Genomic DNA, 25,787 nt, shown 5'->3' with positions numbered 1-25,787 from the left:
ACTGGCGACTACAGACTCAGGGCCCGGTTCGAGGCCTTGATGAATTCCTGCTTCAGCTCCTCAAAGGTATGCACCGCCGGGAATTGCGGGAACTCGCGGATTACATTGTCCGGCGCATGGAACAGGATTCCCGCATCCGCTTCGCCCAGCATCGTCGTGTCATTGTACGAATCACCTGCCGCGATCACGCGATAATAGAGACTCTTGAAGGCCAGGACCGACTGGCGCTTGGGGTCTCTCTGACGCAACTGATAGTTCGTCACTCGACCGGCGTCATCGGTAATCAGCCGATGGCACAGCAGCGTCGGAAAACCCAGCTGGCGCATTAAAGGCTGGGAGAATTCGTAGAACGTATCCGACAGGATCACCACCTGAAAGCGTTCACGCAGCCAATTGACGAACTCCACCGCACCGTCCAGTGGCTTCAACGTGGCGATCACTTCCTGGATATCAGACAGCTTCAGGCCGTGCTCGTCGAGAATCCGCAGGCGCTGTTTCATCAGCACGTCGTAGTCGGGAATGTCCCGAGTGGTGGCCTTGAGGGATTCGATCCCGGTTTTTTCGGCGAAGGCGATCCAGATTTCCGGAACCAGTACCCCTTCAAGATCCAGGCATGCAATTTCCACAAGACACTCCCATTTGTAGTGATTATTGAGTCGAGCGAGCAAAAAGACTGCCGAACTCTAACCACTCGCACTGGCCTGCGCAACGCAGAGGACGCGCCAGCGCTTGTCGGATTTTGTTACCATCAGCCCCATATAGAGCGCCCAGCGCCACCGACCTGTAGGAAGCCGCCCTGATGAGCCCATCGTTCGATGTCGTGGAACTCGCCACGACCTATGCCAATAAATCTGCCCAGGACATTCTCAAACTCGCGTTTGCCGAGTTCGGCGATGACCTGTGGATATCCTTCAGCGGCGCCGAAGACGTGGTGCTCGTGGACATGGCCTGGAAGCTGAACAAGAACGTCAAGGTGTTCAGCCTCGACACCGGCCGCCTGCATCCAGAGACCTACCGCTTCATCGATCAGGTGCGCGAGCACTACAAGATCGAGATCGAGCTCGTGTCGCCGGACTACACGAAACTTGAACCTTTCGTGAAGGAAAAAGGCCTGTTCAGTTTCTATAAGGACGGTCATGGCGAATGCTGTGGCATCCGCAAGATCGAACCGCTGCGGCGCAAACTGTCGGGCGTGCGCGCATGGGCGACCGGCCAGCGGCGCGACCAGAGCCCGGGCACGCGCAGTGCGGTGGCGGTGATGGAAATCGACACCGCGTTTTCCACCCCCGAACGCACCCTGTACAAGTTCAACCCGCTGGCGCAGATGACCAGCGAAGAGATCTGGGGCTACATCCGCATGCTCGAACTGCCGTACAACAGCCTGCACGAGCGCGGCTTCATCAGCATCGGCTGCGAACCCTGCACCCGCCCGGTGCTGCCGAACCAGCATGAACGCGAAGGTCGCTGGTGGTGGGAAGAGGCGACGCAGAAAGAGTGCGGGTTGCATGCGGGCAACATCATCGGCAAGTCCAAGGCATAACTGTCGCTTCACTGTAGAAGCGAGCTCGCGCCGGGGGGGCCACTCGAAGATGGCCGTGAACACCCTGTAGGAGCGGAGTTGCGAGAATGTGTACACACGAATGTCACCATCGGTGCCATTTGTGTGTGCACTTTTTGTTTCAGCGCCCCAAAAAGTTACATTTGCCCGCCCTCACCCCCTCCGCCGACCCTGTACTCACGCCCCCTCCGTAAAAATAAATAGCTGATCAAACAGTCAGTTTATTTAGCTTATTAATCAATTAGTTAACGAAATTAGATAACGAAAGGAAATTAACAGCCACTTTCATAGATCGTTATCTGGCACAGATCTCGCTTGAGTGCATACATGTTTTGTATACAACACAATCCAAAACATACACACACTTTAGATCCGCAAGCCTGAAGCGCCCTATCCCGTACAGGCTGCAGATGCCCCGAAACCAATGATGTTTGCCGTTCGCGACGAAGATTTGTCGAGCCCTTGCTCAAGCACAGTCATCGCAACGCCAAGCTTCAGGAGCCTGCCGGAATGCGTACTAGCCTCTCCAATAACAATATCGCGCTGGATCTACACCTCCCTCCTTCACCCTTTGATCAACCTTGCGACGGCCCCGTCGTTCTCAGCCCGCGCCTGCACAACAAAGACCTGGCACCGACCAAGGCCGAGGGGCGGCGCTGGGGCCGCTACAGTATTTTCGCCCTGTGGACCAACGATGTGCACAACATCGCCAACTACTCTTTCGCCATCGGCCTGTATGCGCTGGGGCTCGGGGGTTGGCAGATTCTGCTGTCCCTGGGGATCGGCGCAGCTCTCGTCTACTTCTTCATGAACCTGTCCGGCTACATGGGCCAGAAAACCGGCGTGCCGTTTCCGGTGATCAGCCGGATCAGTTTCGGCATCCATGGCGCGCAGATTCCTGCATTGATCCGCGCCATTATCGCCATCGCCTGGTTTGGTATCCAGACGTACCTGGCCTCGGTGGTGTTCCGGGTGCTGCTGACGGCAGTGCACCCCGGTTTCGCCGACTACGACCACAACTCGATCCTTGGCCTGTCGAGCCTGGGCTGGGTGTGTTTCGTGGCGATCTGGCTGGTGCAACTGGCCATCCTGGCCTATGGCATGGAGATGGTGCGACGCTATGAAGCGTTTGCCGGCCCGGTGATCCTGCTGACCGTCGCCGCCCTCGCCGGGTGGATGTACACCCAGGCCGATGCGACCATCGCCTGGTCGATCCGCGAACCGCTGAGCGGCGGCGAGATGTGGCGCAACATCTTTGCTGGCGGCGCCTTGTGGCTGGCCATCTACGGCACGCTGATCCTCAATTTCTGCGATTTTGCCCGCTCTTCGCCCTGCCGCAAGACCATCAAGGTCGGCAATTTCTGGGGGCTGCCGGTAAACATCCTGGTGTTTGCGGCCATCACCGTGCTGTTGTGCGGCGCGCAATTCCAAATTAATGGCCGAATCATCGAAAGCCCGACCGAGATCATTGCCTCGATCCCCAACACCTTCTTCCTGGTGCTGGGCTGCCTGGCCTTCCTGATCGTCACGGTGGCCGTGAACATCATGGCCAACTTCGTCGCACCCGCTTTCGTGCTGAGTAACCTGGCACCAAAATACCTGACCTTCCGCCGCGCCGGCCTGATCAGCGCCACCCTTGCGGTGCTGATCCTGCCGTGGAACCTCTACAACAGCCCGCTGGTGATCGTGTACTTCCTGTCCGGCCTGGGCGCCCTGCTGGGGCCGCTGTACGGGGTGATCATGGTCGATTACTGGCTGGTGCGAAAAGGCCAGGTCAACGTGCCTCAGCTGTACAGCGAAGACCCCGACGGCGCCTACTACTACAGCCGCGGCGTCAACCTGCGCGCGGTGGCAGCGTTCATTCCTGCAGCGCTGATCGCCATCGTCCTGGCACTGGTGCCGGGCTTTCACAGCGTGTCCCCGTTTTCCTGGCTGATCGGAGCCGGGATTGCCGGGATGCTCTACCTGATCATCGCCCGGCGCGAGCCTCATTACGCTGACGTCAGCGGTGAATCCATCGCGGTCGACAACGCCGGTCACTAACCCTTGGCGGCCCGGCGACGTCGGGCCGCAGAACCACCCGCTATAAGGACCTCCCATGCGAATTCTCGTGGTCAACGTCAACACCACCGAGTCCATCACCCAGGCAATCGCCCGTTCGGCCCAGGCAGTGGCTGCCCCGGGCACGGAAATCATTGGCCTGACGCCGTATTTCGGCGCCGACTCAGTGGAGGGCAATTTCGAAAGTTACCTGGCGGCGATTGCCGTGATGGACCGGGTGATGTCTTACGACCAGCCTTTCGACGCGGTGATCCAGGCCGGTTACGGCGAGCACGGCCGCGAAGGCCTGCAGGAACTGCTGGACGTGCCGGTGGTGGACATCACCGATGCGGCCGCCAGTACCGCGATGTTTCTCGGCCATGCCTACTCGGTGGTCACGACCCTGGATCGCACCGTGCCCCTGATCGAGGACCGGTTAAAGCTCTCCGGCCTGTGGGACCGCTGCGCCTCCGTGCGGGCCAGTGGCCTGGCGGTGCTGGAGCTGGAATCGGATCCGCAGCGTGCGCTGGAAGCCATTGTCCGCCAGGCGGAATTGGCGGTGCTCGAAGACAAGGCCGAGGTAATTTGCCTGGGTTGCGGCGGGATGGCCGGGCTGGACGAGCAGATCCGCCAGCGCACCGGCGTGCCGGTCGTGGATGGCGTGACAGCGGCGGTTACCATTGCCGAATCACTGGTGCGACTGGGCTTGTCGACGTCCAAGGTGCGCACCTATGCGACGCCGCGGCCGAAGAAGATCATTGGTTGGCCGGTGCGGTTTGGTCGGTAGACCGAAGCGCCCCAATCGCGGGCAAGCCCGCTCCCACAGGTACCCCATATAACTGAAGACCACATCGAACCTGGGGGCCACAGGTATCAGCTGTAATTGGAGACAACATCGAACCTGTGGGAGCGGGCTTGCCCGCGATGGGAGCACCTCGGTGGCAAGCCTTGCTCAGATAGCACTGAATCTCTGCCCCAAGCCCTGCTGCGCGAACTGCTCAATCACAAAATCCACAAATGCCCGGGTCTTGCCCGGCAGCAACTTGTGTTCGGCGTAGTAGATGGAAATGTTGCCATCGTCGACGCACCAGTCCGGCAACACCCGCTGCAAGGTCCCCGCCTCCAGATACCCCAACGCAAAGGGCATGCTGACCAAGGCCACGCCCAAGCCTTGAGCCGCCGTGGCACAGGCCGCTTCGGAATCGCTCATGGTCATCCGCGCCTTGAGCACCAGGGGGCTGTGTTGCCGGGTGCGACTGGTCAACTGCCAAGAGCGCACGCGCCCGGTTTGCGGCGAACGAATCAGGATACCGTCGTGATGCCCGAGATCTTCAGGCTCCAGGATCGGCGCCCGGCTCGCCAGATAGTCCGCAGAAGCCACCAGCACCCGATGCGCCGGCGTCAGCTTGCGAGCGACCACGCCCTGGGGCAGGTCAAACCCGCCGCCAATCGCCGCGTCAAACCCTTGGGCGATCAGATCGACCTGGCGGTTATCGAAATGCCAGTCAGGGTTGATGGCCGGGAACCGCCGCAAAAACTCGCCTAGCAGGGGCACTACGTACAACCGACCGAACATCGTGCCCATGCTGACCTTCAACGTCCCCGCCGGCAGCCCCTGCGCGCTGGCCAGGTTGGCCACGGCGTTCTGGATGGTGTTCAGGCTGGCGCTGACCTCGCCAAGAAACAGTTGGCCGGCTTCGGTCAACCTCAAGCTGCGCGTACTGCGCTGGAACAAGCGCACGCCAAGGCGCGCCTCCAGCTTGGCGACGCTCTTGCCCACCGCCGCCGGCGTAAGGCTCAGGCGCCGCGCGGCTTCGGCGAAGCTGCCGACTTCGGCACTGCGTACAAAGCATTCGATACTGCTGAAGGTTTCCATGCGGGGCTGACTATCGATTCATGCTGCGTTCGTAGGCCGCCAGAACGGTGCGCTCCGATTGCACCAGATAGGCTTCGAGCATCCGGGTCGCCTCCTCCGGTCGCCCCTCTTCTATGCAACGCAAGACTGAAATGTTCATGTCGACGTAAGGCATGTGCAGGAATTCGGCGTCATCCAACAGGCCGAACGCCAAGCGCAACTCGGCCGATATCTGCCCATAGAACACCACCAATCGCGGGCTGTCGGCGAGCTCGACGATAGCCTTGTGGAACATCATGTTAGCGGTGCCGACTGCTTTCCAATCCTTGGCTTCGCGCGCTTGCATCCCCGCCTCCACCGCCTGACGCATATGCAATGCCCCCGGGTGCAGCGGGTACCCCTGGGCAATGGCCTTGCATTCGATAAAGCGGCGTACACGATAGATGTCAATGATCGACGCCATATCAGGCACCGCCACAGTGACCCCGCGATTAGGCTCATGCTTGAGCAAACCCTCACGGGTCAGGACCCTGAATGCCTCTCTGAGCGTGTTGCGGGAAATCTGCAGACTATCGGCCAGCGCCGCTTCGGACAGCCGTTGGCCCGGTACCAATTCGCCTTCGACCAGCATCCTGCGGACCTCCTGGGTAATGGACTCACCCAGCGAGCGCGGAAGGGAATGTGCAACGTCGTTCATGTGCGGTCCAGAGTCAGGGAAAGTCATTTTGATGTTCTATCAGAGCTCAGCGCATAGCAAGAACCGAGGGTGCCGAGTGCATCAATAAGTAACACGCAGGAGTGATATGGTTACAAACTGGTGCGTATTGTGGAACTACCATGAATGGATTGTTCAACAATCAAATAGCCATGCATCAACACTTTCAGCCATATGATTGAAACCTGGCACGCTCGTTGCCCAATCAAACCATCCCCTACCGAAGGAATGATGCCGTGACAGAGACAGCCGTGACACCGTCCGCCGGGACACAGACCGCTCAGGATTTTGCCAAGGCGCGACGGTCCTCCCTGGTCGCCGCCATTTTCATGATGGCGACTTCTGCCATCGGTCCTGGATTCATTACCCAGACCGCCACCTTCACGGCCAAGATGGGTGCGGCATTTGCGTTCGGTATCCTGGCGTCGATTCTTATCGACTTCGTGGTGCAACTGAACGTCTGGCGCATCGTCACCCTGACCCGAATGCGTGCCGCAGACGTGGCCAATAAAGCGATTCCAGGCAGTGGTTACCTGCTGGCGGTGCTGGTGATCTTCGGCGGCCTGGTGTTCAACGTCGGCAACATCGCCGGTGCCGGGCTGGGCCTGAACGCGCTGATGGGGCTTGATGCAAAATGGGGCGGCAGCCTGAGCGCCCTGCTGGCCATCGGCATCTTCCTCTCCCACCGCGCCGGATTGGCCGTCGACCGGCTGATCGTGGTGCTGGGCCTGGTGATGATTGGCCTGACGCTGTTCGTGGCCTTCGCCTCCAATCCGCCACTGGGTGAGGCGCTCTACCAGACCGTACTTCCGGACCAGATCAACTTCGCCACCATTACCACCATTGTCGGCGGCACGGTCGGCGGTTACATCACTTATGCCGGGGCTCACAAACTGCTGGACCGCGGTACTACCGGAGTCGAAAACCTCCAGGCAGTGACCAAGGCAGCCCTGAGCGGCATCCTGGTCACCGGCCTGATGCGCTACGTCCTGTTTCTCGCCATCCTTGGCGTGGTGGCCAGTGGCGTCGTTATCGACACCTCGGGTCAGGGCGCCAATCCGGCCGCGCAAGCCTTCCAGGCAGCGGCTGGGCAAATCGGCCTGCGCGTTTTCGGCCTCATCCTCTGGGCCGCCAGTATCACCAGTGTGATCGGCGCGGCTTACACGTCCATTTCCTTCATCACCGTGTTCATGCCGAGCATCACCGAGAAAGGACGCAACCGCGCCACGATGGTGTTCATCGCCCTGTCACTGCTGATCTTTGTCCTGATGGGTACGGCTCCGGCGGCATTGTTGCTCTTCGCGGGCGGCTTTAATGGCCTGATACTGCCCATCGGCCTGAGCATCTTCATCTACGTGGGCTGGCGCCGGTCCGACCTCATGGACGGTTATCATTACCCTCGCTGGCTGTTGCTGCTAGGCGCCCTGACCTGCCTGCTGACCTGGTACATGGCGATCAAATCCGTCGGGCCGATTTTCGCCTTCCTCAACATTGCCTGAGCCCGATGACGAACAAGGAGTCAAGTTAATGCCAACGATAGACATCAACAGCGACCTGGGCGAAAGCTTCGGCGCCTGGCGCATGGGCGACGATGCCGCGATGCTCGACGTCGTGACCAGCGCCAATGTCGCCTGCGGTTTTCACGCCGGCGACCCGGCCGGCATCCTGCAGACGCTGAAAGCTGCGGTGGCAAAAAACGTCACCATTGGTGCCCATGTCGCTTATCCGGACAAAGTCGGCTTTGGCCGCCGCAACATGGACCTGTCCAGCGATGAACTGACGGCTGACGTGATCTACCAGATCGGCGCGCTGCAGGGCCTGGCGAAGGCCGCTGGCAGCAGCGTGCGCTATGTGAAGCCCCACGGCGCCCTGTACAACACCATTGCTCACGATCGTCGTCAGGCGTTGGCCGTGATCGAAGCCATCCGCGCGATCGACTCCAGCCTGGTATTGGTTGCATTGGCAGGCTCAAGCCTGATTGAACTGGCCCGTAACGAGGGCTTGCAGTGTATCGCCGAAGCCTTCGCTGACCGTGCCTATACGCCACAAGGCACCCTCGTCTCTCGCCGCGAACCCGGCGCCGTGCTGCACGATCCCAAGCTCGTCGCCCAACGCATGCTGCACCTCGTTGAGCACGGCACCCTGGAAGCGATCGATGGCAGCCTGGTCAGCATCCAGGCCGACTCGATCTGCGTCCACGGCGATAGCCCGGCAGCGGTGGACATGGCCCGTGAACTGCGTCGCGTGCTGGAACAGGCCAACATGTCCCTGCAACCGTTTGCCGGAGGTCGTCCATGAACGCCCTGGAACGCGCTCGCCAGGCGGCCATCGCCGCTGGCCGTGAAGCTCGCTCGGCCTACCGCGGCGGCCTGGTCACCCCCACCGCCGGCATCGCACCGGGCATGACTCAGGCGAACCTGATTGCCTTGCCCCGCGACTGGGCCTACGACTTCCTGCTGTATGCCCAACGCAACCCCAAGGCTTGTCCGGTGCTTGACGTCACTGACGCTGCAAGCCCCCACACCCGGCTGGCGGCAGGGGCTGACCTGCGCACCGACCTGCCCCTGTACCGCATCTGGCGTGACGGCAAGCTGGTGGAGGAAGTCAGCGACGCCACCCAGGCCTGGGCCGAACACGACGACATGGTGGCCTTCCTGATCGGTTGCAGCTTTACCTTTGAAACAGCCCTGCAAGAGGCAGGCATTGAAGTGCGGCATATCGCCGATGGCTGCAACGTGCCGATGTACCTGACCAACCGTGCCTGCCGCCCGGCCGGGCGCCTGCAGGGTGAGATGGTGGTGTCGATGCGACCGATCCCCGCTGATCGCGTGGCCGAGGCCTGCGGTATCTCCGGGCGCTACCCCTCGGTGCATGGGGCCCCGGTCCACGTCGGCGAGCCTGGCTTGCTGGGGATCCAGGACCTGGCCCGGCCCGATTTCGGTGACGCCGTGCGCATCGAGCCGGGCGAGGTCCCGGTGTTCTGGGCTTGCGGGGTAACGCCTCAAGCCGCGGTCATGGCCTCGGGCGTACCCTTCGCAATCACCCATTCGCCCGGCCATATGTTCATCACCGACGTGCCCGACAGCACGTACCACGTCTAGGAGTCTGCTGTGCGTTTCTTACCGGTAAACCTGGACGCCCTGCTCGTCGAATTGAACGACCTGGATGAGACCCTGGCATTGTTCGACGCCCTGACGGCGGAGCCTATTGCGGGCGTGGAAGAAATCATTCCTGCCGCACGAACCTTGCTGATCCAGTTCCGCCCCAGCGCCATTGCGCGGCAGGCGCTGGTCAATCGTATCGCCGGCCAGGACCTGAGCCAGCGCCGCGCGATCGAGCATCGCCGGGTGGAAATTCCCGTTCATTACAACGGTGAAGACCTGGACGAAGTCGCAACGCTGCTGGGGATCAGCCGCGCCGAGGTGGTTCAACGCCACACCGCCCATGACTACAGCGTGGCCTTTTGCGGCTTCGCTCCGGGCTTCGCCTACCTGACCGGCGGTGCGGGTTTCCAGGTGCCTCGCCGACAAACGCCGCGTACCCGCATACCCGCAGGTGCGGTTGCCCTGGCGGGGGAATTCAGCGGTGTTTACCCGCAGGCCAGCCCTGGTGGGTGGCAAATCATCGGCGTCACGCCGCTGCAGATGTGGGACCTGAACCGTGCTGAATCGGCCCTGCTTCGCCCCGGCTACAAAGTGCGGTTCACCGATGCCGGCCCGCTTCCGGCAGGCGGCCTGCCCGCCCCCACTGCGCAGGCAAGCGCCGCCGCCCCCAGCGGTGCCTACCTGCACATCATTACGCCCGGCTTGCACTGCGTGTTGCAGGACATGGGCCGACCCGGCCAGACCGGCCAAGGCGTATCCCGCTCCGGCGCGCTGGACCTCGGCGCGCTGCGCGCAGCCAACCGCGCGGTCGGCAACCCTTCGGACATGGCCTGCGTGGAAGCAGTGCTCGGCGGCCTGAGCTTCATCTGTCATGGCCATGCGGTGATCGCAATCACCGGCGCGCAAACCCCGATCATCATCACCAACGCCAGTGGGCTGCAATCGTCTGCCGACAACTACCAGCCCATCGAACTGGAGCCCGGGGACAAAGTCAGCCTGGGTTCACCTTCGGCAGGGTTGCGCAGTTACCTGGCGATTCGCGGCGGCTTTGAGGCCACTGCGGTGCTCGGCAGCCTGTCCACCGACACGCTCGCCCAGGTCGGCCCCCCTGCTCTCGCGGCCGGCGACCGACTGGGCTTTAACGCGCTGACGACAGGCACCAGCGTTTCGTTGAACGAATCTCCCGCCTTTGACCTGCCCACCGCGGCCACCATCGTGACCCTCGACGTGGTCATGGGGCCGCGCACTGACTGGTTTACCGAAGACGCCATCCAGCGTCTGGGCAGCCAGCTGTGGCGCGTCACCTCACAGTCCAACCGGGTCGGTATTCGCCTGGCGGGTGAAACGCCGCTGGAACGCAGCAACCATCAGGAGTTGCCCAGCGAAGGCACTTCCGTGGGCGCCATCCAGGTTCCGGCCAGCGGCCAACCGGTGCTGTTTCTCGCCGATCACCCGTTGACCGGTGGTTACCCGGTGATCGGCGCAGTCGCCAGCTACCACCTGGACCTGGCGGGCCAGATCCCGGTCAATGCGCAGATTCGCTTCAACCCTCTGGGTGGCTTCAAAGAGATGCAACCCGATACGCAAGCCTCTTCATCAACTGCCGATGTGAACAAACTCCCATGAAGAAATTACTGATTGCCAACCGTGGTGAAATTGCTGTCCGCATCGCCCGCGCCTGCAGTGACTACGGCGTGCAGTCTGTGGCGGTGTATGCCGATGCGGACATCGACGCCCTGCACGTGCGCCAAGCCGACGAAGCCTACTCACTTAATGGCCAGCGCCCGGCCGAGACCTACCTGGATATCGGCAAACTCATCGCCATCGCCCAACGCAGCGGGGCCGATGCCGTGCACCCCGGCTATGGTTTCCTGTCTGAGAGGGCCGACTTCGCCCGGGCAGTGATCGAGGCTGGGCTGATCTGGGTCGGTCCCAACCCGGAGACCATCGACGTGCTCGGCGACAAGGTCGAGGCGCGAAAAATTGCCCACCTGGTCGGTGCCCCCCTGGTGGCCGGTACTTCTGGCCCGGTCGAAAGCGCCGCCGAAGTACTGGCCTTTGCCGAGCAGCACGGCCTGCCAATTGCCATCAAGGCAGCCTTTGGCGGCGGCGGACGCGGCATGAAAGTCGCCTGGCGCATGGATGAGGTGGCTGAATTGTTCGCCTCAGCCGTGCGCGAAGCAGAAGCGGCCTTTGGTCGTGGCGAATGCTACGTCGAGCAGTTCCTCGACCGGCCCCGGCACATCGAAGCGCAGATCCTCGCCGACAAACACGGCAAGGTCGTGGTCGTCGGCACGCGTGACTGCTCCTTGCAGCGGCGCAATCAGAAGCTGGTGGAGGAAGCGCCTGCGCCTTTTATCAGCGACCAACAGCGCCAGCGTATTCATCAGTCTGCCCAGGATATCTGCGCCAAGGCGGGCTACGTCGGTGCCGGTACGGTGGAGTTCCTGCTCAGCCAGGATGGCACTCTGTCGTTCCTTGAGGTCAATACCCGCTTGCAGGTCGAGCACCCGGTGACTGAAGAGACCACCGGGGTTGACCTGGTGATCGAGCAATTGCGGATCGCCGATGGTTTGCCGCTGTCCTTCAGCGAGACGCCGACCCCGCGTGGCCACAGCTTCGAGTTTCGCATCAACGCGGAAGACCCGGGCAAAGGCTTCCTGCCCACCCCCGGTCAGATCACCGATTTCCTGCCACCATCTGGCCCGGGCGTGCGCCTGGACAGCGGCGTTATAAGCGGCTCGCGAGTGCCCAGCACCTTCGATTCGATGATGGCCAAATTGATCGTCACCGGCGCCACCCGCGAACAGGCTATCGTCCGGGCCCGGCGCGCACTGGCTGAGTTCAACATCGAGGGCATCGCCTCGGTGCTGCCGTTCCACCGGGCCGTCATGGACCATGATGACTTCACCGGTGCCGATAAATTCGCCGTACACACGCGCTGGATCGAGACCGATTTCGCCGAGCAGATCACGCTCGCCCCACGTGCTGCTGTATCGGCCGACCCGGAAATACTGCGTACGTTTGTCGAGATCGACGGCAAACGACACGAACTGGGCCTTCCAGCTGCGCTGCTGCGCGGCGTCAGCCTGAATGCAGCGGGTACCACCAGCGAAAGCGCGGCCCCATCCGAGGTCATTGACCCGCAGGCGGTGCTGACGCCCGTGGCGGGTAATCTGCATACCTGGGTTGTCGAAGACGGCGAGTCGGTAAGTGCCGGGCAGGTCATTGCCGTTGTAGAAGCCATGAAGATGGAAACTTCGGTCCTTGCACCTTGTGAAGGCCAGGTGCAGATCGCCAAACAGGCAGGTGACTATTTTGAAGCCGGCTCGGTGATTGGCCGCATCAAGACCCTGGCTTGATTCAAAGCTTTTCCTTTTACAGGTAGTCGCGCAACGGGTTAACCACCCGTTTGCCGCGTGCTGCCCGCAGAAAAGTTCAGCTGTAACTTTTCATGAAAAAAACAATAAAACCTGACCATTAAAAGCTGCCGTTTATCTGGAGCATCAAGAGCATGTCAATCAACAAGGCTTTTGCCATTGCAGGTACCTGCGCGCTGGTTTTACCAGTGACCGCCTCGGCCGACTTTATTGCCGACAGCAAAGCGAGTGTGGAACTGCGCAACTTCTACTTCAGTCGTGACTTTCGTAACGGCCCGCCCACGGCAGAGCGTGACGCTGCGGCGGAGTGGGCGCAGGGCGCGATGCTGCGCATTGAGTCGGGTTATACCGCAGGCACTGTCGGCGTTGGCCTCGACGCCATCGGCATGCTCGGCATCAAGCTCGACGGCGGCGATGGGTCCGGTGGCACCGGCCTGTTGCCCGCTGACCTCAGCTCGAAGAACGGCCGCGGCTCGCAAAGCGAGTACTCCAAGCTGGGCCTGACGGCCAAGGCGAAGGTCTCTGCAACGGAACTCAAAGTCGGCTCCCTGGCTTTCCGTACGCCAGTCGTGTCGAGTAATGACACGCGCTTGTTGCCTTCGACCTTCGAAGGAGCGCTGCTGACTTCAAAAGATATCGACCGATTGGCCCTGCAAGGCGGCAAATTGCAGCAAATCAAGTTTAACAGTTCTTCAAACTACCAGGACTTCACGGGTAACCGCATCGGCGGCGTCAGCGATGATTTCCGATTTGCCGGCGGCACCTACAGTTTTAATAAAGCCCTGAGCACAAGCCTGTTCTACGGCAACCTGGAAAATATCTATCGACAGTACTTTGGCGGGGTCATCTATGAAATTCCTCTCGCCGCGCAACAGTCGCTCAAGTTCGACCTGCGCTATTCGAAAAGTACCGACGACGGTAATTTCCGCCCACTCGACAACCGCGCAGCGAACGGGCAAGTGGCCTATACCCTGGGCTCCAGCGTATTGACCGGCGCCTATCAGCGAATGAGCGGTGACGACCCGTTCCCGTACATCGCCAATAGCGATCCCTACCTGGTCAACTTTGTGCAGATCAACGACTTTGCCAACACCGATGAGCACTCATGGCAGGTGCGCTATGACTACAACTTCGCCGCACTGGGCATTCCAGGCCTCACCTTCATGACCCGTTACGTCAATGGCGACAATGTGCAGGTAGCGGGCAGTCACTCGGGGAAAGAGTGGGAGCGCAACACCGATATCGGCTACGTGGTGCAAAGCGGTTCGCTGAAGAATCTTGGGGTCAAGGTTCGAAATGCGACGGTCCGCTCGAACTTCAGCAATGACCTGGATGAGACACGGCTGATCCTGAGTTATACGTTGGCATTGTGGTAAAGGCGGATCGCTTGGACGAGGTTTGAGCAGAGCCTTTGTTCGGCCCTGGGAAGCCCTCGGCATTCGATACTGCTGATGGTTTCCACAGGAGCCATTGTAAACTTATGGTTTACACAGACTATCGTGATTACCGTCTACCCGGCAGTTAATCCCGAACCGATACTAGGCTCCATCAACCGGGACATCTCGCCCCGGCGACTTTGGAGACAGACATGACTACTCAGAACCTCAGCGGCAAAGTGGCTTTGATCCAAGGCGGATCCCGCGGTATTGGCGCAGCCATCGTCAAACGCCTGGCCGCTGAAGGCGCAGCCGTTGCCTTCACTTACGTAAGCTCCACGGCAAAAGCCGAAGAATTGCAGAACAGCATCACCGCCAATGGCGGCAAGGCCCTGGCCATCAAGGCCGACAGCGCCGATGCCGAGGCCATCCGTCACGCGGTCACGGCCACCGTCGAAGCCTTTGGCGCGCTGGATATCCTGGTCAACAACGCAGGTGTGCTGGCGGTTGCGCCATTGGAAGATTTCAAGCTCGAAGACTTCGACCAGACCATGGCCATCAACGTACGCAGTGTATTCATTGCTACCCAGGCCGCTGCCAGGCATATGACCGAAGGCGGTCGCATCATCAATATTGGCAGCACCAATGCCGATCGCATGCCCTTCGCCGGTGGCGGTCCGTACGCCATGAGCAAGTCGGCGCTGGTCGGCCTGACCAAAGGCCTGGCACGCGACCTCGGCCCGCGCGGGATCACCATCAACAACGTGCAACCCGGCCCGGTCGACACCGACATGAACCCTGCACAGGGTGACTTTGCCGACAGCCTGATCCCGTTGATGGCAGTAGGTCGTTATGGTCATGCCGATGAAATCGCCAGCTTCGTGGCGTACCTGGTGGGCCCTGAAGCGGGCTACATCACGGGTGCCAGCTTGACCATCGACGGCGGCTTTGGCGCCTGATGGCAACACCTGCGTGAAAAAGCCGGCCACCTGATCAGGTGGCCGGCTTTTTCATGCCTGCTGATTTACGCCCATTCCAACGCCGGCAAGCCGCAGTCAGCGGGCTTGAACGCCTTCAGCGTGCGCAGGATGCCATCGGCATGTGCGTACTTTGCATCGGCCATGGCCGCATCCGGGATGGCAATGGCGGTCATGCCCGCCGCCTTCGCTGCTGTGACGCCGAAGGGCGAATCCTCGAACACCAGGCAGTCGGCCGGATCGACACCCAGACGCCGCGCGGCGGTCAGAAAGATGTCCGGTGCCGGCTTGGCCGCGCCCACTTCCGGATCATCAGCCGTGACGATGAAATCGAATAAATCGAACCACTCCCGGTGCAGCGTGGTTTTCTGGCCGAAGGACTGACGTGAAGAACTGGTGCCCACCGCGATGGGGATGTTGTTCGCCTTCAAGTGCCGCACCAGTTCCTGGGCGCCGGGCATTGCCAGCGCGTGTGGAAAACGCTCACGCATCAGCGGTTCGCGAATCACCAGGAATTCTTCTGCGGAGATCGGCAGGTCCAGGGCCTCGACCACGTAGCGCGCCAGATCATTTGCGCCGCGCCCGATGATGTTCTGTTTGATGCTCCAGTCGAAAACCCGGCCATAGCGCTGGGCAATCATCGACGTGACCTCGGTGTAGATGCCCTCGGTGTCCAGCAACAAGCCGTCCATATCGAAAATCACAGCCTTGATCGGGCCGAATTCGTTCAGCGGTGCATTCATCGCGTCTGATCCGTTTTCAACAACAAGAGGACCCGCACGTTAGCACCGATTCTGCGACGGATTAAAGGGTTCAGCAGGATATCGACTTGAGGAAAGGGTAAAGGCGTCCGACATCCACGACGACGTCAGCTCGGTTCGTCGGATGCATCACTTCCTGCAATGTCCTGATCATCGGGAACGGCCTCTACATCCCCACGCTTCACATCATCCCTGGGCAACTGCTCCACGGCCGTGTCTTCGTCAGGCGGCCGTTGATCGCGACTCAGGGAGTCCGTGGGGGATGGCAGGGGATACTCAGGCGTTTCATCCGGGTCGAATGCTTTGGGAACAGATTTCATGGGTCACCTCTCGACGGGCCTGCAATGGCAGGCCCTGACAGTTCGACGACCTCGGCGGCACGGCCGTTCTATGAGAGAGACAGTCGGTCGACAGCTTATTGCTCGTCTTCGTCCAGCTCTTCGTCTTCGTAGTCGACATCGCCAGCGTCATCGGAGTCATTGAGCGGCACTGTTGCATCGTCCATTACCGACCCTGGATCTTCATTTCCCGGATCGTTGATAAACGGCAGTCCACTCGGACCTTTTTCTTCCTTGCCTTCTGTTTCAGGCGTCATGGGGCATACCTCGCAGGGTGCAGGGATGGATCAACGATGCTTATTCTTATACTTGTTTTTATTCTTGTGCTTGTGATTGCCCTTGGAATGCGAACCACCGTCATCGGTACCCAGGTTGTTGCCGACAGCGCCACCGGCTGCACCACCGAGGCCTGCGCCAATGGTCGAACCGGTCGAACCGCCCAGGCTGTTGCCAATCACCGAACCACCCGCAGAACCCAAACCACCCCCCACCGCAGCGGCCGTGCGGCTGCCCTTGGGCGCCCCTACCGCACTCCCCGCGGCCCCACCGACGCCTGCGCCGATGGCCGCGCCAGTGCTGCCGCCCATTTGCTGACCCACGACATTCCCAAGTGCCCCACCGAGGCCACCGCCGACTGCTGCGGTGCCGTCGCCAGCGGCCACGGCGCCGTGGCTGACCATCAGTCCCAATACCAATGCAGACAGCGTCAAGCCTTGACGACGACAGTCGCCTGGTTTGCTTTCGGATTTAGATGTCATGGTGCACCTCGCATGCGTTGGGGATGTAATGGCTTTGAGCCTCTGTGGGGGGAAACGTTCATAAACGCAAAAGCCCGGCAATTAGCCGGGCTTTGCTTTTGGATCAACAGGATCAGTGACGCTTGTGACCCTTGCCGAGGTTGCTGCCGACGCCACCGCCCAATGCACCGCCCAGGCCTGCGCCGATGGTGGAACCGGTCTTGCCGCCCAGGCTGTTACCAATTACCGAGCCACCTGCAGCGCCAACACCACCGCCGATCGCAGCCTTGGTGCGGCTGCCTTTACGTGCCGCAACAGCGCTGCCGGCCGCGCCCGCGACGCCTGCGCCGACTGCTGCGCCCGTGCTGCCGCCCATGCTTTGGCCAACCACGTTACCCAAGGCGCCGCCCAGGCCGCCGCCGATCGCGGCCGTGCCATCGCCAGCGGCCATCGCGCCTTGTGCAACGAAAAGTCCCAGAACCAGAGCAGGCAGTGTTAAACGCATGACAAAAACCTCAAAAAATAGGGAGAAACCGAAACCCGGGCATTGAATGCCCAAGCGGAGGAAACGTCCACACATATCCTCCGTTGCTGGAAGCAGCGACGGTTGGACAGCGATATGGGAAAAGGTTTTATGGCAGGCAAAAAAAAGCCCGCTGGGGAAACGGGCCAGGACTTGCTTTCTAACGGATGAGCTGAGACTACGCAAACCCTTGTGAAAAAGTTGTGAAAGAATTTGAGATCAACACGCCTGGTTAAACTTTTTTCGGCGCCCATAAAAAACCCCGCTGTTCAGCGGGGTTGTCAGATGGCTGCTTACTTTCTGGAAGCGGCCGCAACCCTGGGCAGGAACTTCGCCTTGGGGCCTTGGCTCACCATCGATTTGATCTTGCCAACCTGGTGCTTGTCCTCCCCAAAGCTGGCCACGTATTCGGTCTGGCCACACTGGACGCAATTGTTGATCGGAAACTCGGACCCGTCGTCTTCGATATACGGTTCAGTCATCACTTCGCCCCTTCAAAAGCGGGATCGACACCGGCAAGCCCTATTTGCCCGAACCATATCGATCACCAAGGGTTTTGAGACTAGTCGGTCACGACTGGACTTGTCATTCAGATCACAGCGCGCCCGACGAATGGACTCTGGTTCTAGCGGGACAGATGCCGAGCCAGCGCCTCGAAGGCCGGCAGCGTCACCGGATCATTGGCGGCATTGGCTGCGACCGGGTGCGATGCATACCGCACGATCACCAGCTCGGCTTTGGGGTCGACGTAAATCCGCTGGCCATACACCCCGCGCGCCATGAAAGCCCCGCCCTCCTTGTCCGTCACCCACCACATCGAGCGATAGCTCCAGCCCTTGAGCAAGTCATAACCGGCCTTGGCAAACGCCTGTTTATCGCCACCGCGACGGATGTCGTCGATCACCGCCTTGGGCACAATCTGCTGGCCATTAAAGCGGCCGTCATTACGTAACATTTCACCGAAGCGTGCCAGATCACGCAGCCCGGTATTCAGCCCACCACCGGCAAACGGCGTGCCGATGGAATCAACGGTAAAATACCCATCCTGCTCCGCTCCCAGGCGGCTCCAGATACGCTCCGACAGCAACTGCGCCACGTTACGACCGGTCGCACGCGCGATAATCCAACCCAGGACATCGGTGTTCACTGTCTTGTAGGCAAACGCGGCACCGTGCTCACCCTGGGGCTGCACTGTCTGCAGATACTCGAAGTAACTGCGCGGCCCGGTATAGTCCTTGGCGAAAGGCAACGGACTCCCCGCCCGGCCATGGGCCCAGACATCAGCCTTCGGGTCCGCGTAGTCTTCGCTGAATTTCAGGCCGGTGGTCATATCCAGCACCTGGCGCACCGTTGCATTGCCGAACGCCGACCCCGCCAGTTCAGGCACGTAGTCGACCACTCGCTTGTTATCGTCAATCTGCCCTTCAGCCACCAACGTGGCACCGAGTGTGCCCACCACTGACTTGGTCACTGACATCGCCGCGTGCTGACCTTGCGGGCTCAGTACCCCGAAATAACGCTCATAGACCAGCTTGCCGCGGTGCAGCACCACAATCCCGTCGGTATAAGTAGCCGCCAGCGACTGCTCCCAGGTCATCGACTGCTGCGCACCCAGCGGGGTAAAACTCAGTGCATCGATGTCCCGGCGCAAGGCTGACTCCAGCGCAACAGGCGCACCCAGCCCACGGGACACGTTGACGGTGGGCATCAGCTGCCGGAAGTTGGAAACGCTCCAGCGCATCGCCGGAAACTGGAAATAACTGCCATCGGCAAACCGCACGGTGCGCTCTGGGGGCGGCGGCGAGCCGACCATCCAGCCAAGTTTGGCGGGGTCGCTGGCTGCAGCGTCCGGGAAGGTTGCTGGCGTTACCGCGAAAGCCAGGGATGGCAGGATCGACATCAGCAGCGCGGCGGCCGACTTGGCGATTTTCGGGTAGGTGGTGTCAGGCAGTGACATGAGGATCGATTCCATTCGAGAGGTGAGTGGCCAGGGCTGGATGTTAACAGCACACTTCACGAATTGAGATCCCGGAACTTCCCTTGAAGCACTCAAGCTCCCAGCCAAGCACTTTTTTTCAGACGCCAGAAACCACAAACCCCCGACTTTCTCTACGAAAATCAGGGGTTTGTGTTTACTTAATGTGGCGGTGAAGGAGAGATTCGAACTCTCGATACAATTTCTTGTATACACACTTTCCAGGCGTGCTCCTTAAGCCACTCGGACACTTCACCGTATCTCTTCAAACATGTTCTGTCTGTCGAGGCGCGCTAATGTAGTCGAAAGCTTTTCCGATGGCAAATATTTTTTTCAGAATTTTCATGCGGTTAGCGATTTAGTTGTTCGGGCTACCCGCTGGCCATGGCAAACCTGCCAATCTCCGGCGTGGCCGCCCCTTCTATATAGAGGCAAAGGCACAGCGGCGGTGGCTGGCCACGCGCTGAGTGGCGACGCGGGGTGACCGGCGAGTCAGTCACGGCGCTTTACCTGGCCTACGGTGGTGGGTAACGTCTGCCTCATCTTTCATACAAGGAATAGCGTCATGAGTGAGTTGATCTCCTACCACCTCGAAGACGGTATCGCGACACTGACCTTGAGCAACGGCAAGGTCAATGCGATCTCGCCGGACGTCATTGCCGCGTTCAACGCTGCGCTGGATCAGGCGGTGACTGATCGCGCGGTGGTGATCATCACCGGCACGCCCGGGATTTTGTCGGGGGGTTATGACCTGAAGGTCATGACGTCCGGTCCCAAGGAAGCCGTAGCCCTGGTCACGGCTGGCTCGACGCTGGCTCGTCGTCTGCTGGCGCACCCGTTCCCGGTGATCGTCGCATGCCCCGGACATGCTGTGGCCAAGGGCGCGTTCCTGCTGTTGTCGGTGGACTACCGCATTGGTGTCGAGGGGGCTTTCAGCATCGGCCTTAACGAAGTGCAGATCGGCATGACCATGCACCATGCCGGCATCGAGCTGGCGCGCGATCGCCTGCGCAAGTCGGCGTTCCACCGCTCCGTGATCAATGGCGAGATGTTTAATCCGCAGAGCGCCGTCGATGCAGGCTTCCTTGACGTCGTGGTGTCTGCCGATGAACTGCAAGGGGCTGCGCTGGCTGCTGCCCGGCAGTTGAAGAAGATCAATATGACCGCGCACAAGAACACCAAGTTGAAGGTGCGCAAGGCGCTGCTGGAGACGCTGGACAACGCCATCGTCCTGGATCAGCAACATATGGGCTAAGCCCGGACTTGCGCCCCTGAAAAAGCCCGCCCGGCCATGCGGCCCATTGCAGGAGCGAGCTTGCTCGCGAAAAACGTCAACGATCACGCGTGAAGCCTGGGAAAACGCGGTGTCCACGAGTTCTTCGCGAGCAAGCTCGCTCCTACAAAGCTTTGCGACCCTCGTGTCGGGCTTTGCTTACCCATCAGTTAAAAATCCTACGACAGCTCTAGGACGCGTCTGACACACAAGTCGGAAACATGTGCTTAAACATCGCCTATCTCCGAACTCTATAGCGACAATTGCCGAAAACAGTGCACATCCGTACACTGCGCCACCTTTTGTCCCGGTGGGGCCTCTAAATGCTGTTCGCGTTTCGTATGTTATTGATGGGCCTGCACTTTATTCTCGCCGGTGTGCTGGGCGTGATTCTCGGCCTGTGCCGACCTTTCAACCCGGACAACAGTCGCCTGTGCGCCCGCCTCTACGCCTGGCCTGCAATGTGTATCCTGCGCCTGCGGGTAAAAGCCGACGTTGGCCCGTTGATGGACAAGCCTGCGAGCTGCGTGATCATCGCCAACCATCAGTCCAACTATGATCTTTTCGTGTTCGGCAACGTGGTTCCGTACCGCACCGTGTGCATCGGCAAGAAGAGCCTGAAGTGGGTACCGCTGTTCGGGCAATTGTTCTGGTTGGCCGGTAACGTGCTGATCGACCGGGGCAATGCGCAGAAGGCGCGCAAGTCGATGTTGACGACGACTCATACGCTGCAGAATGAAAACACTTCGATCTGGGTGTTTCCGGAAGGCACGCGTAACCTGGGTGAAGATTTGTTGCCGTTCAAGAAAGGCGCGTTCCAGATGGCGATCGCTGCCGGGGTGCCGATTGTGCCGGTGTGCGTCAGCACTTATGTGAAGCACATGCGCCTGAATCGCTGGGACAGCGGGAAGATTCTGATCCGCTCATTGCCGGCAATTCCTACGGCCGGGTTGAGCCTGGATGATATGCCGGCATTGATCGAGCAATGCCGCGAGCAGATGCGTGAGTGCATTGCTTCGATGGATCGGCAGATTCTGGCGGGCTAGTCGATCGTGGCCATGGAGGGCCGAGAGTACACGCGACAGGGTAAGAAGATCGCAGCCTCGTTTCACTCGACAGCGCCTACGGGCTAAGCTGGACACTGCCTGCTAATCAGAAGTGAACCAACACCATGGGTAGAGTTGTTGCGGCTGCGGTTTACAGCGCCGGGAAAAAAGTGACCAACATCACCCTCGACGAGGGCGCTGCCTGGGCTGCCAAGCCCGACCACTTCGTCTGGATCGGGCTGGAAGAGCCCGATGCCCAGGAACTGGCCAATCTGCAACGCCAGTTCAACCTGCACGAACTGGCTATTGAAGACGCCCTGGAAAAACACAGCCGGCCCAAGCTCGAGACCTTCGGCGACGCGCTGTTTATCGTCACCTATTCGCCCATTCGCGATGAACACGGAAAACTCGAGTTCATCGAAACCCACATCTTCGCCGGCAACGGCTACATCATCACTGCGCGAAATGGGCATTCGGCGTCCTACGCCTACGTCCGACAACGTTGTGAGGCACGTCCGCTGCTGCTGGAGCACGGGGAAGATTTTGTCCTTTATGCCCTCCTCGACTTCGTGATCGAAAACTACCAGCCGGTGGGCGAGGCGATCCATGCCGAGATCGATGCGCTGGAACGCAATGTGTTGTGCAGCGCGCTGAATGAACGCGATATCCAGAAGCTCCACGGCCTGCGTCGCGATGTCGTGCGCCTGCGGCGTTATGCAGCGCCCATGGTGGAGATTGGCGAAGAGCTGCAGAGGCTCAGTTTTCCTTTCATCGACAAAAACATGCGGCCGTACTTTCGCGACGTGCAGATCCACGTCACCCGGCAGATGGAAGACCTCACGACCCTGGCCGACATTGCCAGCCAGACGATCGAGGTCGGGGTGTTGCTGGAGGCGTCACGCCAGAGCGTGGTGCAGCGCAAGTTTGCCGCATGGGCGGCAATTCTGGCGTTCCCGACGGCGGTGGCCGGGATCTACGGGATGAACTTCCAGAACATGCCGGAGCTGACCTGGCACTACGGGTATTTCGCGGTGCTGGGGTTTATTGCGGTGGGCTGTGTGAGTTTGTGGGCCAGTTTCAAGAGATCAGGGTGGTTGTAGGAGCAAGGCGAGTGCTGCGCACTCGATCGCGGGCGAGCCTTGCTCCCACAGCTTTCGGCTAGACCGCTTTGAGCTCTGGCTTGTGCGCCACGAACCGCATCATCCACTCGGCCACGGTAGCGCCGTGGTGCTGCTGGTCGAGGCTGGCCACGCCCTTCTGGTAAATCTGTTCGCCCAGGGCCTGCTGACGGATGTCCAGCAGGGCTCGCGAGTAGTCGTGGATGAACTCTGGATGCCCCTGGAAGCACAGCACCTGATCGTTGATGTGATACGCGGCAAACGGGCAGAAATCGCTGGAGGCGATGACTGTGGCATTTTCCGGTAGCGCGGTGACCTGGTCCTGGTGGCTGATCAGCAAGGTCAGCTCTTCCACGACCGGGCTCATCCACGGCGCCTTGGCCGCCAGCTTGTAGTTGTGGGTGCCGACACCCCATCCTTGAGTGGCGCGCTCGCTCTTGCCGCCCAGCAACAGTGCCAGCAACTGATGACCGAAACACACGCCGAGCAACTTGTCGCCGCGCTCGTAGCGCTTGAGCAGATAAGCCCGGAGGGTTTCTATCCACGGGTCGGTGCCAAAGGAATCGGCCTTGCTACCGGTGACCAGATAAGCATCGAACACCTGCTCATCGTCGGGATACTCGCCCTGAATCACGTTGTACACCGTGAACTCGGCGGCAATTGGCTGCTGCGTGAACAGACGCTGGAACATCTGCCCGTAACCCTGATATTGATCGACCAGTTCCGGACGCAGGATGTCGGTTTCCAGAATGCAGATGCGTAACGACATAAAAAATACCTGACACGTGATGGGAATAATGCACACCCAGAGCCTGCCTCGAAACACCGTGACAAGGCAAGCCCCACAGGCATCATCGGTCCCCTAAAACGTCTCCCCCCGGGCCGCTTTTTCCAGCAGCAGTGCCGGCGGCGTGAATCGCTCGCCATATTGCTCGGCCAGGTATTGCGCGCGAGCGACGAAGTCTTGCACGCCGTACTGGTTGACGAACTGCAACGCTCCGCCGGTCCAGGCCGCAAACCCGATGCCGAAAATCGAGCCGATGTTGGCATCCGCCGTCGAAGTCAGCACGCCCTCCTCCAGGCACCGCACGGTTTCGATGGCCTGCACGAACAGCAGGCGGTCGCGCACGTCCTTGGGCGAGATCTGCCCGTCGGCCGTTTCGAAGCGGGTTTTCAGTTCCGGCCACAGGTACTTCTGGCCACCACTTGGGTATTGATAAAACCCGCCGCCTGCGGCCTTGCCAGGACGCTTGTACTCGTTGAGCAACAGATCGATCACCGCAAAGGCTGGATGCTCGATCAGCGGTTTGCCCTCCGCCTGCAGGTCCTTGGCGGTTTGCTGGCGGATGTGGCTCATGAGGCTCAGGGAAACCTCATCGGAAATCGCCAGCGGTCCAATCGGCATACCCGCTTTGCGCGCCTCGGTTTCGATCATCGCCGCGCTGACCCCTTCGCCGAGCATGGCGATGCCTTCGTTAGTGAAGGTGCCAAACACCCGCGAGGTGAAGAAACCACGGCTGTCGTTGACGACGATCGGGGTTTTCTTGATTTGCAGGACGAAATCAAAACCCCGGGCCAGGGTTTCATCGCTGGTGCGCGTGCCCCTGATGATCTCCACCAGGGGCATTTTTTCCACCGGGCTGAAAAAATGCAGGCCGATGAACCGGGTCTGGTCGGGGACGGCGGTCGCGAGGCCACTGATCGGCAAAGTGGACGTGTTGGAGGCGATCACCGCCTGGGCACCGACGACTTTCTGCGCGGCCGAGGACACTTTGGCTTTGAGCTCCCGATCCTCGTACACCGCTTCGATGATCAGGTCGCAGCCGGCCAGGTCAGCATCATTTTCGCTCGGTTGAATCCGCGCCAGAATCGCTTCGCGCTGCTCGGATGACAGCTGCCCGCGAGCGACTTGTTTATCCAGCAGTGTCGCCGAGTGGGCCTTGCCCTTCTCTGCTGCGGCCAGGTTGATGTCCTTGAGCACCACCTCGATACCCGCCGAGGCGCTGACGAAGGCAATGCCCGCGCCCATCATCCCGGCACCCAGCACGCCGACCTTGTGCGTGGTGAACGGGGCATGCCCCTGGGGCCTGGAGCCCCCGGCGTTGATTTCATTGAGCTGAAACCAGAAGGTGCCGATCAGGTTTTTCGACACCTGGCCGGTGGTCAACTCGGTAAAATAACGGGTCTCGATCAGGTGCGCGGTGTCGAAATCAACCTGGGCCCCTTCCACCGCCGCACAGAGGATTTTTTCCGGTGCGGGCATGCAGCCCTGGGTTTTGCTGCGCAGGATCGATGGCGCGATCGCCAGCATCTGCGCGACTTTGGGGTGCGATGGCGTGCCGCCGGGTATCTGGTAGCCCTTCACATCCCATGGCTGCACCGCGGCCGGATTGGCCAGGATCCAGGCCCGGGCCTTGCCCAGCAACTCTTGCGGATCCTGCGCCAGCTCGTCGATCAAACCGGCCTGCAAGGCCTGTTGAGGCCGCACCTTCTTGCCCTCCAGCAGATACGGCAAGGCTTTCTCGATCCCGAGCAGGCGCACCATGCGCACGACCCCGCCGCCGCCCGGCAGCAGGCCCAAGGTGACCTCCGGCAGGCCAAGCTGCACCGAGGAATGATCCAGCGCCACGCGGTGATGGCACGCCAGGCAGATTTCCCAGCCGCCGCCGAGCGCTGCGCCATTGATCGCGGCGACCACGGGCTTGCCGAGCGTTTCCAGGGCGCGCAGCTGGGCCTTGAGGGTCAATACCATGTCGTAGAAGGCCTTGGCCTCGGGCTTGCCGACCTTGATCAGTTCATTGAGATCGCCGCCGGCAAAGAAAGTCTTTTTCGCCGAGGTGATGATCACGCCGGCAATCGACGCTTTCTCTTCGACCAGGCGCTTCACGCAGTCCGCCATGGCGTCGCGGTACACAGCATTCATGGTGTTGGCGCTCTGGCCCGGCATATCAATGGTCAGGACGACGATCTGGTCCTGGCCCTTTTCGTAACGGATGGCTTCGGTCATGACA

General features: G+C 60.5%; 25 protein-coding genes and 1 tRNA gene. 13 read left to right on the top strand and 13 right to left on the bottom strand.

The features are described from left to right. Window positions 1–8: 8 nt before the first annotated feature. Window positions 9–626 carry a bifunctional phosphoserine phosphatase/homoserine phosphotransferase ThrH gene (gene thrH / locus EQV97_RS23485; RefSeq protein ID WP_122838081.1) on the bottom strand — a complete coding sequence of 206 codons (618 nt, stop codon included), beginning with the start codon at window positions 624–626 and terminating at the stop codon, window positions 9–11. 173 nt (window positions 627–799) lie between these two features. On the opposite strand from thrH, the gene EQV97_RS23480 reads away from it, so the two are divergent. The 3 genes from EQV97_RS23480 to EQV97_RS23470 all read left to right on the top strand — a co-directional run bounded on the left by EQV97_RS23480 (window position 800) and on the right by EQV97_RS23470 (window position 4,385). Then, window positions 800–1,540 (top strand): phosphoadenylyl-sulfate reductase, encoded by a 741-nt coding sequence (locus EQV97_RS23480; protein WP_045060980.1) that lies wholly within the window; start codon window positions 800–802, stop codon window positions 1,538–1,540. 528 nt (window positions 1,541–2,068) lie between these two features. Continuing rightward, the gene (locus tag EQV97_RS23475) at window positions 2,069–3,601 is read left to right on the top strand and encodes an NCS1 family nucleobase:cation symporter-1 (protein ID WP_240890154.1); all 1,533 of its coding nucleotides are present in this window, start codon (window positions 2,069–2,071) and stop codon (window positions 3,599–3,601) included. A 55-nt stretch (window positions 3,602–3,656) separates the two neighbouring features. After that, window positions 3,657–4,385 (top strand): aspartate/glutamate racemase family protein, encoded by a 729-nt coding sequence (locus EQV97_RS23470; RefSeq protein ID WP_122838078.1) that lies wholly within the window; start codon window positions 3,657–3,659, stop codon window positions 4,383–4,385. Window positions 4,386–4,550: 165 nt separating this feature from the next. On the opposite strand, the gene EQV97_RS23465 is transcribed toward EQV97_RS23470, so the two are convergent. Beyond that, on the bottom strand, window positions 4,551–5,474 hold the full coding sequence (locus EQV97_RS23465) for a LysR family transcriptional regulator (protein WP_122838077.1): 924 nt from the start codon (window positions 5,472–5,474) through the stop codon (window positions 4,551–4,553). A 10-nt stretch (window positions 5,475–5,484) separates the two neighbouring features. Further along, window positions 5,485–6,150 carry a GntR family transcriptional regulator gene (locus tag EQV97_RS23460; protein ID WP_122838076.1) on the bottom strand — a complete coding sequence of 222 codons (666 nt, stop codon included), beginning with the start codon at window positions 6,148–6,150 and terminating at the stop codon, window positions 5,485–5,487. A 254-nt stretch (window positions 6,151–6,404) separates the two neighbouring features. Here EQV97_RS23460 and EQV97_RS23455 point away from each other — a divergent pair, with 254 nt between their 5' ends. From EQV97_RS23455 to EQV97_RS23425, 7 genes are all read left to right on the top strand, one after another. Then, window positions 6,405–7,667, top strand: coding sequence for an NRAMP family divalent metal transporter (locus EQV97_RS23455; RefSeq protein ID WP_240890153.1), 1,263 nt, complete (start codon window positions 6,405–6,407; stop codon window positions 7,665–7,667). A gap of 28 nt (window positions 7,668–7,695) precedes the next feature. Beyond that, entirely contained in the window at window positions 7,696–8,466 is a 771-nt protein-coding gene (locus tag EQV97_RS23450; protein ID WP_122838075.1) for a 5-oxoprolinase subunit PxpA, read from the top strand. Continuing rightward, on the top strand, window positions 8,463–9,269 hold the full coding sequence (locus EQV97_RS23445) for a putative hydro-lyase (RefSeq protein WP_225569152.1): 807 nt from the start codon (window positions 8,463–8,465) through the stop codon (window positions 9,267–9,269). Before EQV97_RS23450 ends, EQV97_RS23445 begins: the two co-directional genes overlap by 4 nt. Before the next feature lie 9 nt (window positions 9,270–9,278). Continuing rightward, complete coding sequence (locus tag EQV97_RS23440) at window positions 9,279–10,898, top strand: 5-oxoprolinase/urea amidolyase family protein (RefSeq protein WP_240890152.1); 1,620 nt, start codon at window positions 9,279–9,281, stop codon at window positions 10,896–10,898. After that, window positions 10,895–12,634 carry a biotin carboxylase N-terminal domain-containing protein gene (locus EQV97_RS23435; protein ID WP_240890151.1) on the top strand — a complete coding sequence of 580 codons (1,740 nt, stop codon included), beginning with the start codon at window positions 10,895–10,897 and terminating at the stop codon, window positions 12,632–12,634. The genes EQV97_RS23440 and EQV97_RS23435 overlap by 4 nt, the downstream gene beginning before the upstream one ends. A 152-nt stretch (window positions 12,635–12,786) precedes the next feature. Continuing rightward, window positions 12,787–14,028 carry an OprD family porin gene (locus tag EQV97_RS23430; RefSeq protein WP_240890150.1) on the top strand — a complete coding sequence of 414 codons (1,242 nt, stop codon included), beginning with the start codon at window positions 12,787–12,789 and terminating at the stop codon, window positions 14,026–14,028. Window positions 14,029–14,240: 212 nt separating this feature from the next. After that, window positions 14,241–14,987, top strand: a complete 747-nt coding sequence (locus EQV97_RS23425) for a 3-oxoacyl-ACP reductase family protein (RefSeq protein ID WP_240890149.1) — start codon at window positions 14,241–14,243, stop codon at window positions 14,985–14,987. 65 nt (window positions 14,988–15,052) lie between these two features. On the opposite strand, the gene EQV97_RS23420 is transcribed toward EQV97_RS23425, so the two are convergent. The 8 genes from EQV97_RS23420 to EQV97_RS23385 form a co-directional block, all read right to left on the bottom strand. Continuing rightward, window positions 15,053–15,748, bottom strand: coding sequence for an HAD-IA family hydrolase (locus tag EQV97_RS23420; protein WP_240890148.1), 696 nt, complete (start codon window positions 15,746–15,748; stop codon window positions 15,053–15,055). Window positions 15,749–15,873: 125 nt separating this feature from the next. Next, a complete protein-coding gene (locus EQV97_RS23415) occupies window positions 15,874–16,086 on the bottom strand; it encodes a hypothetical protein (protein ID WP_240890147.1) in 213 nt (70 codons plus the stop codon). A gap of 95 nt (window positions 16,087–16,181) precedes the next feature. Next, window positions 16,182–16,361 (bottom strand): hypothetical protein, encoded by a 180-nt coding sequence (locus EQV97_RS23410; RefSeq protein ID WP_045058979.1) that lies wholly within the window; start codon window positions 16,359–16,361, stop codon window positions 16,182–16,184. Between the two features lie 30 nt (window positions 16,362–16,391). Continuing rightward, a complete protein-coding gene (locus tag EQV97_RS23405) occupies window positions 16,392–16,862 on the bottom strand; it encodes a glycine zipper domain-containing protein (protein ID WP_045058978.1) in 471 nt (156 codons plus the stop codon). Window positions 16,863–16,974: 112 nt separating this feature from the next. Continuing rightward, the gene (locus tag EQV97_RS23400) at window positions 16,975–17,346 is read right to left on the bottom strand and encodes a hypothetical protein (RefSeq protein WP_045058977.1); all 372 of its coding nucleotides are present in this window, start codon (window positions 17,344–17,346) and stop codon (window positions 16,975–16,977) included. Window positions 17,347–17,657: 311 nt separating this feature from the next. Next, on the bottom strand, window positions 17,658–17,846 hold the full coding sequence (locus tag EQV97_RS23395; protein WP_201147202.1) for a hypothetical protein: 189 nt from the start codon (window positions 17,844–17,846) through the stop codon (window positions 17,658–17,660). Between the two features lie 143 nt (window positions 17,847–17,989). Then, window positions 17,990–19,321, bottom strand: a complete 1,332-nt coding sequence (locus EQV97_RS23390) for a serine hydrolase (RefSeq protein WP_240890146.1) — start codon at window positions 19,319–19,321, stop codon at window positions 17,990–17,992. Between the two features lie 185 nt (window positions 19,322–19,506). Continuing rightward, window positions 19,507–19,596 (bottom strand) — tRNA-Ser (locus tag EQV97_RS23385). 308 nt (window positions 19,597–19,904) lie between these two features. Between EQV97_RS23385 and EQV97_RS23380 the strand changes: the two genes are divergently transcribed. The 3 genes from EQV97_RS23380 (at window position 19,905) to EQV97_RS23370 (ending at window position 22,758) form a co-directional block, all read left to right on the top strand. Further along, window positions 19,905–20,594, top strand: a complete 690-nt coding sequence (locus EQV97_RS23380) for a crotonase/enoyl-CoA hydratase family protein (protein ID WP_240890145.1) — start codon at window positions 19,905–19,907, stop codon at window positions 20,592–20,594. A gap of 341 nt (window positions 20,595–20,935) precedes the next feature. Then, on the top strand, window positions 20,936–21,658 hold the full coding sequence (locus tag EQV97_RS23375) for a 1-acylglycerol-3-phosphate O-acyltransferase (RefSeq protein ID WP_122838065.1): 723 nt from the start codon (window positions 20,936–20,938) through the stop codon (window positions 21,656–21,658). A 125-nt stretch (window positions 21,659–21,783) separates the two neighbouring features. After that, window positions 21,784–22,758, top strand: a complete 975-nt coding sequence (locus tag EQV97_RS23370; RefSeq protein ID WP_240890144.1) for a magnesium and cobalt transport protein CorA — start codon at window positions 21,784–21,786, stop codon at window positions 22,756–22,758. Window positions 22,759–22,816: 58 nt separating this feature from the next. Here EQV97_RS23370 and EQV97_RS23365 read toward each other — a convergent pair whose 3' ends face one another. Together EQV97_RS23365 and EQV97_RS23360 are read right to left on the bottom strand one after the other, a co-directional pair. Continuing rightward, the gene (locus EQV97_RS23365) at window positions 22,817–23,545 is read right to left on the bottom strand and encodes an amidotransferase (protein WP_240890143.1); all 729 of its coding nucleotides are present in this window, start codon (window positions 23,543–23,545) and stop codon (window positions 22,817–22,819) included. A 93-nt stretch (window positions 23,546–23,638) separates the two neighbouring features. Next, window positions 23,639–25,783: a 3-hydroxyacyl-CoA dehydrogenase NAD-binding domain-containing protein gene (locus EQV97_RS23360; protein WP_240890142.1), complete on the bottom strand. Its 2,145-nt coding sequence runs from the start codon at window positions 25,781–25,783 to the stop codon at window positions 23,639–23,641. Between the last annotated feature and the right edge of the window lie 4 nt (window positions 25,784–25,787).

The organism is Pseudomonas sp. TMW22090, from assembly GCF_022496665.1.
In the GTDB taxonomy this organism is placed as follows: Bacteria; Pseudomonadota; Gammaproteobacteria; order Pseudomonadales; family Pseudomonadaceae; genus Aquipseudomonas; species Aquipseudomonas gregormendelii.
The sequence above is the reverse complement of the archived record's forward strand: the minus strand, read 5'-3'. Positions and strand labels throughout refer to the sequence as shown.